The organism is Ruegeria sp. CF1 (assembly GCF_056537445.1).
In genome coordinates, this window is sequence record NZ_JBQFRN010000001.1 from 729,637 (window position 1) to 745,124 (window position 15,488).

Sequence of the window (15,488 nt, forward strand, 5' to 3'; positions counted from 1 at the left end):
ATACCCGCTCAAGAGCACTTCGCACTTCCTCATCCGAGAAAGAAAGCGCTGTGTCACGTTGTTTGTTATCCGCCTGGGCAGTCAAGAACTATCCTTTCATGACAATGGCTTGACCCCATGGTGCTACGGTAGCATGCGGCTTAATACGTTCAAGTCATATTCTAGGGAATGCATGCTTTATGAGCAATTTCCACGAAGGCAACGCGGATGGACGAAGAAGACTTCTTTGACGCACAATTCCCGGGAACCTCCGTTCTGCTGCGAAACATGCGCGCCCAAGACAGTGAGTTCGACCGGATTTGCCTCGATTATCAGGAGATGATGACCGAACTGGCTCAGTCTCCTCTTTCCGACACGGGCGTTCGCCCTCGGTACCTCGCGGATCTGGCGGAAACCGTTACTGATTTGCGAAGCTCTATCGAAGCAAAGCTATCAGACCTTCCAGATACTCCCGGGCATATGGATAAAACGAAAGGCTTGAAATGACCCTGAAACACATTTTGTCCGCGCTAATCCTCACTGCAGGTTCGGCATATGCCCAACAGAACCCGATTATTCACGATGGTGAGTTCGAATTTCTGCGTGCCCAGTTCGGCGCGGTCTGGGATGCCCAGGACATTGAGATTGACGCGAAACTGGCCGAAATCCGCGACGCAAACGGGGGCAAACCACCCAATATCCTGTACATCCTGATCGACGACATCAGCTTTGGTCAGATGGGTGATCGCAAGATGAACTACGTAATGGGCATCGAAACGCCCAGCATCAACCAGTTCGCCACCGAAGGTTTGTCGCTGATGCGAATGTACACGGAACCCTCGTGCACGCCGACCCGCACGGCAATGCTGACGGGGCGACATCCGGTGCGTGCCGGTGTGACAGAAGTCAAAGTGGCTCTGGTAGGCGAAGGCCTTCCAGCCAGCGAGGTGACCCTGCCCGAGATCCTAAAAGAGGTTGGCTACAACACCGTGCATGTCGGCAAGTGGCACCAAGGTGATATCGAACAGGCCTACCCCCACAACCAAGGTTTCGATTGGGCCGCCTTCCCCCTGCATCAACAAGTTCAACTGAGCCTCATGACCCCCGAGGCGATGCGCGCGAATAACATGCTTGGATACGTGCCCGAGGGGCAGAACGATCAGTTTCTGCTGGATGAGCGTTTCAAACCCTACGGGCTGGTGACCGGTGTCGAGGCAGAAGCAGGCGGCACCGCTCGAGAGGTGGATATGTCACCGGGCGAGGTCTGGACCCAAGCCAAGTATGAAGCCATGAACGAGAGGTATCAGCGTCAGGCTCTTGAGCAATTGGAGCGTGCCGCAGCCGAGGAAGAACCGTTTTTCCTGCAATATTGGCCGCTCTACCCGTTGAATTTCGTTTATGCCGAGAACGCGATCTCTCGCAACGGCGGGTTTCATGCCGACAAACTGCAACTACTGGATGGCTGGATCGGTGACCTGCTGGTCAAGCTCGAAGAAACCGGAGAAGCCGACAACACGATTGTGGTTTTGATGGCCGACAATGGACTGATGTACCACTACGAAGGAACTTCGGGGCTCAATCAACTGATCTATCGTGGCGGTAAGACCCAACATCTGGAAGGTGGCGTACGCACGGATGCATTCATTCGCTGGCCCGGAGTAATCGAGGCTGACAGCGCCGCCGGAGATATCTTTCATGTGTCTGATATCTATACCACAATGGCTCGGATCGCAGGCGCGACTGATCATATCCCGCGCGACCGCATCATCGATGGTGTCGATCAGACCGCCCTGCTGCTGAACGGTGAAGGCAACGGTCGCCGCGATTATGTATATGTCTATGAAGGCCCGGTTTTGCGCTCGGTGGTCAAGCAGGAATTCAAGATGCACCTGCCCGCGCCCGGCCAACCCGGAGCGGCGGCCCCGACCTTCAACATCTATCGTGATCCACGCGAACTGCACCCTTTGGTCGGTTACTCGCTTTGGGCCGGAGCGTCGTTTCAGGACATGATCAAACGCCATCAGAAGATGATCGCGAAACATCCACATTCCGAAATCGGGCGCGGCATCCCCTACGAGGGCATCGACAACCTGCGCCCGGAATCTGAACTGGCTCGCGATGTGTTCACCAGCTGGCAGCAGTGAAGGCTACAGAAATTCCTGTTTAAATATGATAATGTTTTAATATGAAATCAGCGGCAGGAGTGTTTGCGTTCCGCCCAGTACACGATCGGGGGATATCGAATGAAGATTTCAGGGGTATTGGTTTTATTCGTCGGCCTTGCCGCGCGCAGCACGTTCGCGCAAGAAAACCCAATCCAACACGATGCCGAATTCTATATCTTGCAAGCACAGCGCGCAGAGCAATGGGCTCAGGATGATATGGCTGTGGATGAAGCCCTGGCTGCATTTCGCGAAGGCAACAACGGCAAGCCACCGAACATCATCAGCGTTCTGATCGATGATCTGGGATTCGGCGACATGGGGATACCCGAGTTGAACGCCGTTCGGGGTTATTCGACGCCGAATATCAACGATTTCTCCGACGACGCGATGCGCATGGTTCGGATGTATACCGAACCCTCTTGCACCCCTACTCGCGTCGCCCAAATGACGGGGCGGCTGCCTGTACGCATGGGAATGGGTGATACCACCGTTGATATTGCCGGCTTTGGCCTGCCGGGGGAGGAAGTGACGTTGGCCGAAGTGCTGAAACAGGTTGGTTACGCAACCAGCCATGTTGGCAAGTGGCACATGGGGGATATCGCGGAAAGTTGGGCGATGAACCAAGGCTTTGACTATGCGCAGCACGCCATTCACCAGCAGGGTCAGCTGACGATCTTTAATGATGATGCAATCAAAGAGCAGGTCTCGGTCGCGATAAGAGATTATGATGACAAATACACGTTGGACGGTTGGTTCAGGCCGGACGCCTCAGCGATGATGACCGTCATCGAAGGCGAAACAGGCGGTCCTATTCGCGAAATTCGGATGGAGTCAGGTGAGCGCTGGAATGCGGCCAAATACGATGAGATGAACCAGGCCTTTCAGGACAAAACCTTGTCAGAGCTTGAACGTCTTGCCAGCGACGATACCCCCTTTTTCCTGCAGTATTGGCCGATGATCCCTCTGGATAATACCCGCGCCGGACGTTCTGGTCCCGAAAGCGCGAATGGCGGTCTCTATGTCGACAAGATGCAACTTTTGGATCAATGGCTGGGTGATTTGTTCGCCAGCATGGCAGAGTTGGGGGTCAGCGAGAATAGCATCGTCATCGTTATGGGGGACAACGGCCACTTTACCAAATACGCCCCGCAATCGGGCTATACTCCGATGATATATGCTGGTGGCAAAGGGGATACGACCGAGGGCGGCGTTCGGGTCGATGCCTTTATTCGCTGGCCGGGGATGATTCAGGCAGATGGTTTGCTGAACAGCATCATTCACGTGTCGGACCTATATACAACGCTTTCACGTTTTGCGGGGGCCGAGCAATACATCCCGCGAGATCGTCTGGTGGATGGCGTCGATCAATCCGCAGCGCTATTGTTTGCGGACGAAGCCAAAGCGCGCAGAGATCACGTGATCATCTATTCGGTGAACAAACCCGAGGCGATCGTGAAGGACCAGCTTAAGCTCAAACTGCCGGGAGCCGGGGAAAGCGCCATTCTGGCAAAGTTCTTTGATCTCTACCGGGACACGCGCGAGGAATATTCAGTCTCGACCGAGGTTGGCGCCTGGGGCGGGCAGGAATTCGCACGCATCCTTGGCCGACACATGGCCCGCAAAGAGAAATTCCCCGACACGCCACCCGCGTATGGCGTGCCCTATGAAGGGATCGAGAACCTGCGCCCCGAAACCCAACAAGCGGTCGAGGCTTTCCTGATCAAAAGCCAATCCCCGCAGCAATAGCACGGTGTCGCCGTCGTCATTCACTCAAGTTTCTAGGATCATCACATGCTTGGATTACTCCTATTCGCACTGGGTTTAATCGGATCACTTGGGATCGGGTTCGTCTACTTCCGTGATTTGGGCGACGTGTCCCAGATGCTGTTGAAGGTAAAGCGCGAGAATATGGTGCGTTTCATCCGCAATGAATACCGCTTGATTGCCATCGGGTTGGGCGCATTTGCTCTCGCAACGCTCGCGCATTTCGCCCTGGGAGCCGGGCCGTTCTGGCTGTGGCTCATTGCCGCTTTACTTGCTCTACTTCTCTATGGCTTTCCCTATGTCTGGGTTCATCTAGGTCTGAGAAATCAGCTAAATGACGCGCAGTATTTTCCCATCGACGAGGCCCGCAAATATGTCGGGCCGACTGCCCCCGTGATGGTGATTGAGAATGACGGCCATGCCCGAGCCCATCCTGATGCACAAATCATGCGCCCACATTTGGCGGGCGACGACAAAGGGCTGGGCGGAGAAGACGTCGTGATGACCTATTGCGCCATGGCCAATCTCGGTCAGGGCTATGCGCCAAGCATCGAAGGCAAACGGCTGAACCTTGAGGTTCTCGCCCAGCATGGCAACAACCTGATCCTGCGGGACAACGATACTGGCGAGCCCATCCAGCACATATACGGTTTTCGCGAAGCGGATCGTGACACAAATGCACACGGTCTCGCGTGCCCTCTGCGGCCCGAAGCGCAGATGACACCCTGGCCAACCTATCGGATGACTTTCCGTGGATTTCAAAAGGCTTTCCCGGAAGGCGAGGTGTTTTTGAACAAACCCTCCCCAAACCCCTTGCTGCGGCTGCTGGACATGATGACCGAGATCACGTTCGGCTGGGGCATTGGCCGCCAGCATCAGGAAGAGGCTCCGGTGATGGACAACATGGACCGTTCGGACAATCGGCTGCCGAATAAAACCTATGTCTGGGGGATCACAATCGGACAGGATGCCACCTGCTGGACCGACGATTTCGTTGTCGACAACGATTGGATCGTCAACGCGCGTGTCGGCGGGCGGGATATCGTCGTCAGCCTCGATCCAAAATTTGAAAGCTTGGGTGTTTGGTACAATGACAGCGGTCAGCCAGTGACCCAATGTGACTTTTGGGGAATGTCTGATCAGGGCCAACTGCAACGGGTCGAAACCCTGCGCGCAGGCGTGTTCTGGCATGTCTGGTCCGAGTTTTTTCCCAGCACCGATATCAATCGTGTCGGTGACGGCGCAGGCAAATCCGAAGACGTGGCAGCATGAAAGAACGAACAATGCGCTTGGCTAGATTGGCATGAGGCGACAACGGAATTTCAATTCAAGGTTCTTGGCGGGAGACGGAAAAATGGATGTGACAGTAAAGTGGACAGGATTGGCGCTTGGCCTCGCAATGGCAGGTTCGATGGCACCAATGGCCTTGGCCCAACAGTCGGACTGGTCATATGAGGCCTCAATCTATCTTTTCATGCCGGAAACTGAGACCTCACTCAGCACACCGATGGGTACACTGGATGGCACCCTGAGTTTTTCCGATGCGTTGGACAATCTCGATTTTGCTTTCATGGCCGCGTTTGCCGCCACAAATGGCCGGTGGTCCCTGTTGGCCGACTATAACTATACCAATCTGTCTTTCAGCAGCGACACTCCCGGCCCTGCCAGCTCAGGCTTGGACACATCCTTTACCACGCAATTTCTCAGCGGCTATGTCGGCTATAGGGTCTACGAGGATCAAACCGCGAATGTGGATATTGTCGGTGGATTCAGGTGGTTCAGCACGGAAACCGACTTTGAATTGCAACCAGGCGCGGCCCCCGGCCGTCGAACAACGGTTGATTCAAGCTGGACCGATCCCGTGATCGGGGCCCGCGCACGCGTCAAGTTCTCGGACAAATGGTCAGGAACTGGGTTTGTAGACTATGGCGGCTTCCGCAGTGGCAGCGAGACATGGCAGGTTCTGCTGACAGCCGACTATGCGATTAATGATCGTTGGCTGATCCGCGGTGGATACCGCTATATCTCATTCGACCACGACATCGACGGAAACGATTTCAAGTTCGACCAATCCGGTCCACTGATTGGCGCGACTTACCGCTTTTGAGCGGCTATTAGTGACCGCCAAAGTAAGCCTCGAGCAATCGCTTATCATTCCGCAACTCATCTGCGGTGCCTGATGTCTGCATGCGTCCTGACTCGAGCACGTAAATCCGGCTCGCAAGCGAAAGCGCGAAATTGGCGTTTTGCTCGGTGATTACAACTGTCAGCCCGTATTCCTTGTTGAGCTTGCGCACCACCTCGGCGATTTCGTGACAGATTTTTGGGGCCAGACCAATCGTCGGTTCGTCGACGAGCAACAGCTCGGGGCTGGTCATCAGCGCGCGTCCGAACGAGACCATCTGACGTTCCCCGCCCGACTGGGTCGAGGTCTCCTGCCCTTCCCTCTCTTCGAGACGCGGGAACAGGCTGTGTACCATTGCCAGATTGCTCTGGATGTCTTCGCGGGCCGTGAAGGCACCGACCATTAGGTTGTCACGCACTGACATATAGGGAAACAGGTTGAAGCGTTCGGGCGCATAACCCACGCCATGTCGTACAATTTCGGAAGGCGTCCGACCGGCAAGGCTGTGCCCCCTGAGCCGGATATCGCCCTCGATTTTGACTAGCCCCATGATGCTGTCCAGCAAGGTCGATTTTCCAGCCCCATTTGGACCCACCACAGCGACAATCTCACCGGGTTGGACGGTGATCGAGATGTCGGTCAGCGCTTGCGCCTTGCCATAGAATGCCGACAGGTTTTCGATTTCCAGATAAGACATTACGCGCCCCCCAGATACGAGGCCTGAACAGCCTTGTCGTTCATGACTTCGCTGAACGAGCCCTCGGCAATCATCGTGCCCCGTTCAATGGCGATCGCACGGTCGACCAATGGCTCAAGCGCAGGCAAGTCATGGCTGACGATCAGAAAAGTCATCCCATCTTTGCGCATCGACTGAATGAGATCAGAGATTTGGGCGATCTCTCCTGTGGTGAGACCCGCAAACACTTCATCCAGCAGCATCACCTTGGGCGCGGTTGCCATTGTGCGCGCCATCTCAAGTTTACGCAGATCACCCATGGCCAGTTCTGTTGGCGCTCGTTTCAAATCCGCTTCTGTAAACCCGACGCTGAGCGCAAGCTCTCGCTCACGTTCTTTATCTGGGGGTGAGACGATCATCTGCCAGATATTGTCGGGCATTAGGCCAACCCGGATATTTTCGGCAACGCTCATATCACCAAACGGGCGTGGGATCTGATAGGTTCGGCTGACCCCGGCCCGAATGCGTTGCGGGGTCGACAGCGTCGAGATTTCCTGTCCGAACAGTTCGATCGTTCCGCCGTTTTGCCGCAACTCACCCATGATCTGGCTGAACACGGTCGTCTTGCCTGCCCCGTTGGGACCGATCAATCCAAGCGACTCGCCCTCTTTGAGAGAAAACGAAAGATCATTCGTCGCGACTAATCCGCCGAAACGTTTTACCAGACCTGAAACCTGTAACGCCACGCTCATGTCGTCCGCCCCTTGCCCAGGCCTTTGAAACCACGCCGAACCAGCTCAACAATGCCTTTCGGCTGATACATATAGAGGAGCAGCGCTATGGCTCCGTAGACGAAATACCGTTCGGCGCCAGGAAGGACCGGTCGCAGATACTCCAACAGGAATGTCATGAAGAACGCGCCGATCATGGGGCCAATGATGGTCGAGGTTCCCCCCAGAAGTGCCGCAACGATGATTGTGAACAGGAAGTTAATATCAAACAACGCACGCGGCGCGAGCGATCACAGATAGTGAACGTAGAAGGCACCACCCAAGCCCGCGATCATCGCACTTGTCAGAAAGGCAAAAGCTTTGAGGCGCGTGGTGCTGAGGCCCGAACCGCGCACACTTTCCTCGTTCATTCCGATGGCAGACAAGGCCGTACCTAGTCGCGTCTTCATCAAAAGCCACATGCTGACGGCGATTGCCAACATCAGCGTCGTGGACAGGTAATACCCGTTCGCCGCGCCGCGCGTCAGAGTTTGAATACCCGACATGCCGCGCGTTCCGCCAGTCAGATCCGGGCGAATGACCTGAACCAGTTGGTAGAGCAACTCCATGAACGCCAGCGTGACGAGCGCAAAATAACTTCCACGTATACGCAGCGCTGGAAGCAGCACCAATAGGCCTGCGATCATGGTAACAAGTACGGCGATCGGGATCGAGATTTCGACAGCGACGTCAAAGCGCTTGGTCAGGATTGCCGTGGTGTAGGCCCCGATACCGATCAGGAACGGATGACCAAAGCTCACATAGCCTGTTCGGCCAGACAACACGTCCCAGCTGATAGCGAAGATCGCCAGGTAGTTGGCAAAGATCATCGTGCGCATCGTCCCGTTCGAGACGAATTGCGGAAGCAGGAACATTCCGACGATCAAGCCACCCCAGAGTGCAAAGTGAAACCAGCGTAGCCCCATCGTCACAGCTCCTCTCGGCCGAACAGGCCCTGCGGTCGCGTGACCAGCACCCCGATGATCAACAGCATCGTGAAAACACCGCGCAACTCAGGTGCAAGCGTCGCCACAACGATGACTTCGAGGAAGCCCACAATATGCGCCACCACCAAAGTGCCCAGGATCGATCCGATCCCGCCAACGATAACCACAGCCACCGAAATGATTAGCGGAGCCACCCACATGGATGGCGATAGCTGAGTGTAGCTGGCAAAGAAGACGCCTCCGATTGCGCCCAATGCGCCAGAGATACCCCAGGTGATCAGATTGATGCGATCCGGATCGATCCCGGAAATTGCAGCGCCTTTAGCATCCATCGACACCGCCTGCATCGCCCGTCCGGTATGTGTGAGCCGCACAAAGGCATAGAGCCCTAGCAGAATTGCCCAGCTAATAAGGGTTGCAATCAGGATGTTATACGTGACCGAGGCCCCGGCCACATTGATCACCCCGGGAACAATCGGCAAAAGGATTTTGCTGCTGTCGCCAAAGACCAAAACGATCCCGGCCTGAATGACGACCGCAAGGATCAGCGTCGAAATCTCGACGGCCACGTGATCCCCTTTGAGCGTTTTGACAATCAAACGGTACTTCAGAACTCCCATCAGCACACCCAGCGCAGCGGCCACGGCAACCCCCATAAGCTTAGGCATACCAAGTGACTGCGATATCCAGAAGTAAATGTAGCCGCCGACCATCAGATAGGCGCCATAGGCGAGATTCAGAACGCGGCCTATGCTGAAGATCAGCGTGAACCCCATAGCGATGAGCGCGTAGAGACCGCTGAGCAAAAGCCCCTGAATCAGTATCTGCAACATGTGTGGATCCTTGGCTGCGAGTGCGCGTCGCCGCGCACCCGTTTCAAGCTATGGTTGGGGCAGGTTTATGGCTTTACCCAGCTGGGCAGCGTGAACTCGCCCGTCGCGTATTTCTCGGGGTACACAACTGCGGCAGTGCCGTCTTCGTACCACTGGACCACGACCATTGACGGGGCCGCATCATCAAACGGCTCGGAAAGATCAAAGCGAATGTTGTGGGGATAGGTGCGGCCTGTCACAGGCTCGACCTCATCATCGCCCCAGAAGGCATAGCGCAGCCAAAGCTGACCATCCATCTCAAGAACCAGATCCTGCTTCTTCATGGCATCGGCCCAGCCTTCGACATTGTCGAAGCCACCCGCCTCTTCCGCGGCAGCCATGGCCTGCTTCAGCCCGTGATAGGCGTTGAACCCATTGAAATGCGGCAGCAGTGGGCGGCTGTCATACTTGGCCTGATAGGTGTCGACAAAGGTCTGGCTTGCCGGGTCAAGTTTGAACCCTACAGACGGGATCGGTGACAGGGTCGAGATGCCGCCCCCGGCTCCGCCAGTGTCTTCCCAATATTCCATACCCAATGCAGCTACGTTCACGCCTGTCATCGCCATGGGCACCTGCAGTTTCACATATTGCGACGAGACCACCTGAGAATTTACGGATGAGACCTGGTAGATGAAATCCGCCCCTGTATCCTGCGCGCGGCTGAAGATCGGCGCGAAATCAACGGTGGCAACATCATAGGTGATGATGTCCTTGACCTCGATCCCCGCAACCGGCGCAAGCGCCTCGGTCACCAATCCGGTGATCGCTTCGCCAAATGCCGTATCCTCAGCCAGAATGACAACGGAATCCCAACCCATCTTTTCCTTCAGAACATCCGCACCGAAATTGATATAAAGCGTGGCAAGCGCCTCGTCTGAGGCGATGTTCATGAAATATGGTGCCATGCTTTCGGGATCTTCGACCACCATGTCGATGATGCCGATATATGACGTCCACGTGTCCAGCGTCGGAATCCGGTATTCCTGCATTCGCGGCAGCCAGCCCAGCGAAACATCATCGATAGAGCCTGAGATGATGAAATCTACTTCCTCGGTTTCCGCCAGATATTCATAGGCCCGCACACCTTCAGTCGGGTCCTGACCGGTATCGGCAGACACCAGCGTGATCTGTTCCCCCATAACGCCGCCATTCGCATTAAGCTCTTCAATCGCGATCTCTGCACCACGCAGCGTCGACAGACCGGTGTCTGAGGAAAGAGATCCAATAAAGCCCACCTTGATTTCAGCTGCGGCCGCCGAGGCCACAAGCGCGATACATGCTCCGCTGAGTAGCGCTGTCTTGATCATCACATTAGCTCCCTGTGTCTTATTGTGCCCTTCTTGTATTCTGTATACAGTACACAAGACGATAGTTCGATCAAATCCTTTCTTGATGACTCATGTTCAGATTCCGCTGATTTCGCCGTTTTCGTCGTGAATCACCGCATCCACATCGATTTCCACCGTCAAACCGGGTTGCGTCAGCCCGGCTTGAACGGCTGTCAGAACAGGATCGATATCTTTGAATACCTCTCCGTGAACGCTCGCGAATTCACCCGCGCGCGACAGATCGGTCAGATAGGCGCGAACCCGGCCTACATGGCGCATCTCGGCACCGACGGCCTTAAGCGCCTCTTCTATACGGGACAGAATGTATTTTGTCTGGGCGCCCACATCTCCTGGCGCATGAATACGCCCGCTGGGTTCGATCGCTGTGGTCCCTGCGACCCAAACGAAGGGACCGATGCGCTTTGCGCGGGAATAAGACGCAACTTCTTCGAACCGCCCGCCTGACTTCCAGATGCGGAGGGTCACAGGCCTAACCTCGATCGGATGGCATCCGCCGCTTTCTGCAAGGCTGCTTGTTCTTGATCGGTCAGCCGCAACTCCTCGACTTCGACCAACCCGGAAGACCCCAGATGGGCAGGAACACCAAGCACAACCCCATCGATGCCATATTCCCCCTGCAACATGACCGAGACCGGAACCGGGCCGGTGCGTGCGCCCCGGATATGGTCGATCAACTCGATCGACGCGTGCGCCGGTGCTATGGTTGCGGAACCGGATTTCTTCAGGGCAACTACCTGCCCACCGCCGGTCACGGCGTCCTGAACGCAAGCCTCAATCTGATCAGGCGATAAAAACACATCCAATGCCCTGCCCTTAATTTTGGCCCGGCTTGGGATTGGCGCCATCTCGTCCCCGTGGCTTCCGAGCGTGAAGGCCTCGACATCAGCGGGCGCTACTCCCGCAGCCATAGCAAGGGCGTTGCGAAACCGGCTGCTGTCCAGAGTACCGGCCATGCCCAGCACTCTTTCACGAGGGAACCCGGTTGCGCGCAGCATTTCTACGGTCATTTCGTCAAGCGGATTGGTCACCACGATGACGATGGAATCAGGCGCAGCGGAGCGTATGGCCTCAGCGGCCTGGCGGATCACGCGCGCATTCACGTCGATCAGATCCGCGCGGCTCATACCCGGACGCCGGACACGGCCTGCGGTTACCACGACCACCTCAGCCCCTGACACAAGGTCCAGCGACTCGCCACCAACACATCGTGCCCGTGCGCCGGTAATGCCTGACGTGTGGTTCAGATCCAACGCCGTAGCAGCGGCCATTCCGGGCGCAATATCGATCAGCGCGATCTCATCCGCGATATCCTGCATCGCCGCCAGATGCGCCACATTGCCCCCGACGCCCCCTGCCCCGATCATGGCAAGTTTGCCAAGCCTTCGGGCCTTGTGTTTCGCACGCACCGGAGCAACCCATTTTGGCGAGCGGCGATACAACACCCGCTGCATTGAAATAGCAGCGTCTGTACGCGTTGGTTGTGGCTTTTCCAGCGGTCCGTCGACAAGCTTTATGCCAACACGCTCGGCAGTTTCGCGTGCCAAGGCCGTCACGATATCGTCGGGCAGGACTTCAAACACGATCCGACCGCGACGGCGGGCATCTTCAACCGCCTCTGAACCTATAACGCGCGGCGCTGCCATCAGTTGGCTCGCCCGTCCACCGCCTCTATCGCGCGGGTTGCGGCCTCGACGGCGGTCTTGACCGAGTTTTCAGACCCCGAGATGAACAGGCGGCCAAATCGCCCCACGGCGCGCACTTCGACAATATCGATCTCTGCTGCCTTCTCCGCTTCATTCGCGGCAATCGAGATATAAGCAGCCGGGGCACATTCGACGATGCCCAACGTCTGCCCTGGAACGATCAGAGCCCCCTTGCGCCATTTGTTCAGCAGTTGCGCCTGATAGGGTTCGACGCTGGTGATAATCTGCGTGGAACTGATCGCCGGTTTCAACCGGTCAGACATTGTTGCGCCGAGCTCGGCCAGCATCGCATCGCGCGCGGCGGACACCTCCGCATTCGACGGAGACCGCAGGATAAAGAACCCGAACTCGCGCTCGACCATCTGTGTTGTCGCCTCAACCGAAGATGCCTTGAGCGCCCGGTCGATCAGCGAGAATACTCCGTTACCCGGCGCAAACTCTCCGATCAAAACCGTATCCCCGGACAAGGGCACCGACCCTTGCACCGTCGCACCGTTATAGGCGGCGAATTTTGGTTGCAGGTTGTCGATCTGCATCAGCGCCCGGATCGTGATCTCGCTCATGCGCCATACTCCTCGTAAATGTCGCGCCAGGGCCTGCTTTCGTAGGCAACCCGTTTGATGTTGATGAGATGCAGGGCTGTCACGTTGTCCGAGGTGATCGACCCCGACCAAGTACCCGTGCCCAGCATGAAGGAAGGTTCCAGATCAGTCGAATATCCCATACCGCCCATGATGCCCGGCGTGTTCACCAGAACCCGACCCGTCGGCACGGTGGCAAAACGGGCCACGATCTCAGGGTCGTCCGAATGGATGACTGAGGAATGACCCCAGCCTTCGAACTTGGCGATGGATTGCGCCAGATCGATCCCATGGTCTGTGGATTTCGCCGCGTAGAACGCCAGAACGGGGTTCAGCTTTTCTGCAGACAGCGGGCGTTTCCAGCCTACTTCAGTCTCTTCCGAAACAAGGCACCGGGTGCGTGGGGGGATGGAAAAACCAGCAGCGTCAGCCAGCGCCTGCGGGCTTTGCCCCACTTTCTCAGGGTCCATGGCCTGCACGCCCTTGAAGATCACCCCGGCAAGTCGATCCGCCTCGGCCGGAGTGCAGAAATAGGCACCTTTCAATTTAAGCTCGTGGCGCAAATCACGTGCGATTTCTGGGTCGGCAACGACGGCCTGCTCACTGACGCAGGCGGTCCCGTAGTCAAAGCTCTTCGACGTCACGATCATCTCGGCGACTTCCGCCAGATCGCGTGCTTTCGACTTGTGTACGTAACACGGCACGTTGCCCGCACCGACCGCGAGCGTGGGTTTGCCGCTGGAATACGCCGCTTTGACCATGGCCGGACCACCGGTTGCCATCACAACCGAGGTGCGGCGATGTTTCATCAACTCGGCTGTGCCCTGAATTGTCACGGAATCCAGACATTGGATTAGACCCTTGGGCGCACCCATTTGTTCAGCCACGCGCGCCATAATTCGCACCGTTTCGATGCCACAACTCACACCACGCGGATGCGGCGCACACACGATCGCATTGCCTGCCTTCACCGCAGAAAGCACTTTGTAGATGATCGTTGAAGTGGGGTTCGTCACCGGGATCAGAGCTGCCACAACGCCCATCGGTTCACCGAAGGCTGCGATCTTTGTCGCATCATCGCGCCAAAGCAATCCCAGCGTTGTCACATCTCTTAGATAATCCGCGACTGAAAGCGCGTTGAACAGGTTCTTGACGCGCTTGTCCGGCACATTCCCATATCCGGTTTCCTCGACGGCCATTTGCCCCAGCCGTTCGGCCTCGGGCTCGATGGCGCGCGCCATGGCGTCGACTATTGCGTCTACCTGCGCCGGGTCGGTGCCCAGAAAGGCGCGATAAGCCTCGAAAGCGCTATCTGCGGCACGCCGTGCGGCGGCGATTGATTTCAGATCTGCATCCATCAAGAAGCTCCGGTGACGATGGTGTCAAAGATACGGCGCGCTTGATCAACGTCGCCCGCTGAAACCCCTATGGCTTCGAGGCGCCGTCCGGCGGCAGCCACATCCGCCCCCAAAATTCGGTCGGACATCGCGATCAGGCTGTTCGTCAGCGGGCTCGGGATACCCGCAAGCTCACCCGCTGAGACCAAAGGTACAAGCGAGCCCAACACCCCATCCCGCATCATACCGCGCGACGTTTGCTGATCCGGGATCGGACGCGCGCCCGAGCCACGTTCGGCGCCGGCAAAGGTGGCTATCCACAGCCCTGTCTCCGGCAGGTTGCGAACTCCAAACGCAGCAGCAATGCGTCGCCGTTCGTCTGCAAGCCCCTGAATGACCTCCGTCTGGTCCGGACCAATCAGAGACGCAAAGGTCTGGTTATCCTCAAGCTGAACACCACCCATTGGAATGTCAGGACCACCTGTCCCCATTGCGGCACCGCCGAGGATCAGCGCAGGTATCTCGACTGCGGCCGACAGATCGTTGAAGCCGCACGACAAAACCGAGTCGACCGCCTGAACGTTGGACAAATAGGCGGACACGGCGTCCAGAACCTCTTCCCGACCGCGCGGCAAGGTTGCCGCAGCCATCGGTGCCGCCTGTGAAAGCGTCAAAGCTGCGCCCTCGGAACGGAACCAGTATGGCAGACCCTGAACCTCAACCAGCGTGACGTCCGCCGCGCAGCCTCCGATCCGCAACAACCAGGCTGTTTCCACAGCCCCGAGAGATCGTCCCGGCGCAAGGACCAAGATTTGCCCGTCGCTGAGGTGATCGGCCAGCACCATCGCATAAGTGCGCTGTTTGTGAAGCGGTCCGGTCAGGAATATCACCTGTGCATCGCGCACCGCTGCATCCAGCTCAGCGGTTGTGCGCACCGACGGCCCATCCCGATCGACTTGATAGGTCCCGACCGGACCTTCACCGCGAAGCGAAATGCCCGAGGACTGGGCCAACAGCGACAGTTCGGCCCCATAGGCCGAAAACAAGGTGACCTCAGCCCCTTCGGCAAGGCAAAGAGCGGCCAACAGGCGTGCATCAGCCCCGCCGCCCAACACCGATATCCGGTCGAGCTTGGGATGTTCAGGTGCACCCCGGGTTGAGCCACGTGTCGCTGCACGTGTGAATTCCTCGAAACCGGCTGACATAGCGTCTCCTCAAGA

The 15,488-nt window shown here is 57.0% G+C and carries 16 protein-coding genes; 5 read left to right on the top strand and 11 right to left on the bottom strand.

Annotation, left to right across the window (positions count from 1 at the left end; all coding sequences use genetic code 11):
• Positions 1-207 precede the first annotated feature (207 nt).
• The 5 genes from ACRZ96_RS03715 to ACRZ96_RS03735 all read left to right on the top strand — a co-directional run bounded on the left by ACRZ96_RS03715 (position 208) and on the right by ACRZ96_RS03735 (position 6,015).
• The gene (locus tag ACRZ96_RS03715) at positions 208-486 is read left to right on the top strand and encodes a hypothetical protein (RefSeq protein WP_480704658.1); all 279 of its coding nucleotides are present in this window, start codon (positions 208-210) and stop codon (positions 484-486) included.
• Entirely contained in the window at positions 483-2,123 is a 1,641-nt protein-coding gene (locus tag ACRZ96_RS03720) for a sulfatase-like hydrolase/transferase (RefSeq protein WP_480814238.1), read from the top strand. Before ACRZ96_RS03715 ends, ACRZ96_RS03720 begins: the two co-directional genes overlap by 4 nt.
• A 99-nt stretch (positions 2,124-2,222) precedes the next feature.
• Positions 2,223-3,890: a sulfatase-like hydrolase/transferase gene (locus ACRZ96_RS03725; RefSeq protein WP_480704655.1), complete on the top strand. Its 1,668-nt coding sequence runs from the start codon at positions 2,223-2,225 to the stop codon at positions 3,888-3,890.
• A 45-nt stretch (positions 3,891-3,935) separates the two neighbouring features.
• The gene (locus ACRZ96_RS03730) at positions 3,936-5,180 is read left to right on the top strand and encodes a DUF3179 domain-containing (seleno)protein (protein ID WP_480704653.1); all 1,245 of its coding nucleotides are present in this window, start codon (positions 3,936-3,938) and stop codon (positions 5,178-5,180) included.
• A gap of 82 nt (positions 5,181-5,262) precedes the next feature.
• A complete protein-coding gene (locus ACRZ96_RS03735; RefSeq protein ID WP_255612112.1) occupies positions 5,263-6,015 on the top strand; it encodes an outer membrane protein in 753 nt (250 codons plus the stop codon).
• 7 nt (positions 6,016-6,022) lie between these two features.
• Here the strand turns inward: ACRZ96_RS03735 and ACRZ96_RS03740 are convergent, their stop codons facing one another.
• The 11 genes from ACRZ96_RS03740 to ACRZ96_RS03790 form a co-directional block, all read right to left on the bottom strand.
• Positions 6,023-6,730, bottom strand: a complete 708-nt coding sequence (locus ACRZ96_RS03740; protein ID WP_170393266.1) for an ABC transporter ATP-binding protein — start codon at positions 6,728-6,730, stop codon at positions 6,023-6,025.
• On the bottom strand, positions 6,730-7,461 hold the full coding sequence (locus ACRZ96_RS03745; RefSeq protein WP_170393267.1) for an ABC transporter ATP-binding protein: 732 nt from the start codon (positions 7,459-7,461) through the stop codon (positions 6,730-6,732). The genes ACRZ96_RS03740 and ACRZ96_RS03745 overlap by 1 nt, the downstream gene beginning before the upstream one ends.
• On the bottom strand, positions 7,458-7,712 hold the full coding sequence (locus tag ACRZ96_RS03750; protein ID WP_480814239.1) for a hypothetical protein: 255 nt from the start codon (positions 7,710-7,712) through the stop codon (positions 7,458-7,460). Before ACRZ96_RS03750 ends, ACRZ96_RS03745 begins: the two co-directional genes overlap by 4 nt.
• 18 nt (positions 7,713-7,730) lie before the next feature.
• Positions 7,731-8,405, bottom strand: coding sequence for a branched-chain amino acid ABC transporter permease (locus ACRZ96_RS03755; RefSeq protein WP_480814240.1), 675 nt, complete (start codon positions 8,403-8,405; stop codon positions 7,731-7,733).
• A 2-nt stretch (positions 8,406-8,407) separates the two neighbouring features.
• Positions 8,408-9,259: a branched-chain amino acid ABC transporter permease gene (locus tag ACRZ96_RS03760; RefSeq protein WP_170510277.1), complete on the bottom strand. Its 852-nt coding sequence runs from the start codon at positions 9,257-9,259 to the stop codon at positions 8,408-8,410.
• Positions 9,260-9,324: 65 nt separating this feature from the next.
• Complete coding sequence (locus ACRZ96_RS03765) at positions 9,325-10,605, bottom strand: ABC transporter substrate-binding protein (RefSeq protein ID WP_480814241.1); 1,281 nt, start codon at positions 10,603-10,605, stop codon at positions 9,325-9,327.
• 96 nt (positions 10,606-10,701) lie between these two features.
• Positions 10,702-11,112 carry a Rid family hydrolase gene (locus ACRZ96_RS03770; protein ID WP_480561597.1) on the bottom strand — a complete coding sequence of 137 codons (411 nt, stop codon included), beginning with the start codon at positions 11,110-11,112 and terminating at the stop codon, positions 10,702-10,704.
• Complete coding sequence (locus tag ACRZ96_RS03775) at positions 11,109-12,290, bottom strand: malate dehydrogenase (RefSeq protein ID WP_480814242.1); 1,182 nt, start codon at positions 12,288-12,290, stop codon at positions 11,109-11,111. The genes ACRZ96_RS03770 and ACRZ96_RS03775 overlap by 4 nt, the downstream gene beginning before the upstream one ends.
• Complete coding sequence (locus tag ACRZ96_RS03780; RefSeq protein ID WP_170563025.1) at positions 12,290-12,913, bottom strand: BMC domain-containing protein; 624 nt, start codon at positions 12,911-12,913, stop codon at positions 12,290-12,292. Before ACRZ96_RS03780 ends, ACRZ96_RS03775 begins: the two co-directional genes overlap by 1 nt.
• Positions 12,910-14,289, bottom strand: a complete 1,380-nt coding sequence (locus ACRZ96_RS03785) for an aldehyde dehydrogenase family protein (RefSeq protein ID WP_170510285.1) — start codon at positions 14,287-14,289, stop codon at positions 12,910-12,912. Before ACRZ96_RS03785 ends, ACRZ96_RS03780 begins: the two co-directional genes overlap by 4 nt.
• Positions 14,289-15,473 carry a hypothetical protein gene (locus tag ACRZ96_RS03790; protein WP_480814243.1) on the bottom strand — a complete coding sequence of 395 codons (1,185 nt, stop codon included), beginning with the start codon at positions 15,471-15,473 and terminating at the stop codon, positions 14,289-14,291. Before ACRZ96_RS03790 ends, ACRZ96_RS03785 begins: the two co-directional genes overlap by 1 nt.
• Positions 15,474-15,488: the final 15 nt, after the last annotated feature.

What these genes read in the sequence shown, in the direction of transcription:
- ACRZ96_RS03715 (WP_480704658.1), top strand. Translation starts at nt 208, where the DNA reads ATGGACGAAGAAGACTTCTTTGACGCACAATTCCCGGGAACCTCCGTT.
- ACRZ96_RS03720 (WP_480814238.1), top strand. Translation starts at nt 483, where the DNA reads ATGACCCTGAAACACATTTTGTCCGCGCTAATCCTCACTGCAGGTTCG.
- ACRZ96_RS03725 (WP_480704655.1), top strand. Translation starts at nt 2,223, where the DNA reads ATGAAGATTTCAGGGGTATTGGTTTTATTCGTCGGCCTTGCCGCGCGC.
- ACRZ96_RS03730 (WP_480704653.1), top strand. Translation starts at nt 3,936, where the DNA reads ATGCTTGGATTACTCCTATTCGCACTGGGTTTAATCGGATCACTTGGG.
- ACRZ96_RS03735 (WP_255612112.1), top strand. Translation starts at nt 5,263, where the DNA reads ATGGATGTGACAGTAAAGTGGACAGGATTGGCGCTTGGCCTCGCAATG.
- ACRZ96_RS03740 (WP_170393266.1), bottom strand. Translation starts at nt 6,730, where the DNA reads ATGTCTTATCTGGAAATCGAAAACCTGTCGGCATTCTATGGCAAGGCG.
- ACRZ96_RS03745 (WP_170393267.1), bottom strand. Translation starts at nt 7,461, where the DNA reads ATGAGCGTGGCGTTACAGGTTTCAGGTCTGGTAAAACGTTTCGGCGGA.
- ACRZ96_RS03755 (WP_480814240.1), bottom strand. Translation starts at nt 8,405, where the DNA reads ATGGGGCTACGCTGGTTTCACTTTGCACTCTGGGGTGGCTTGATCGTC.
- ACRZ96_RS03760 (WP_170510277.1), bottom strand. Translation starts at nt 9,259, where the DNA reads ATGTTGCAGATACTGATTCAGGGGCTTTTGCTCAGCGGTCTCTACGCG.
- ACRZ96_RS03765 (WP_480814241.1), bottom strand. Translation starts at nt 10,605, where the DNA reads ATGATCAAGACAGCGCTACTCAGCGGAGCATGTATCGCGCTTGTGGCC.
- ACRZ96_RS03775 (WP_480814242.1), bottom strand. Translation starts at nt 12,290, where the DNA reads ATGGCAGCGCCGCGCGTTATAGGTTCAGAGGCGGTTGAAGATGCCCGC.
- ACRZ96_RS03780 (WP_170563025.1), bottom strand. Translation starts at nt 12,913, where the DNA reads ATGAGCGAGATCACGATCCGGGCGCTGATGCAGATCGACAACCTGCAA.
- ACRZ96_RS03785 (WP_170510285.1), bottom strand. Translation starts at nt 14,289, where the DNA reads ATGGATGCAGATCTGAAATCAATCGCCGCCGCACGGCGTGCCGCAGAT.
- ACRZ96_RS03790 (WP_480814243.1), bottom strand. Translation starts at nt 15,473, where the DNA reads ATGTCAGCCGGTTTCGAGGAATTCACACGTGCAGCGACACGTGGCTCA.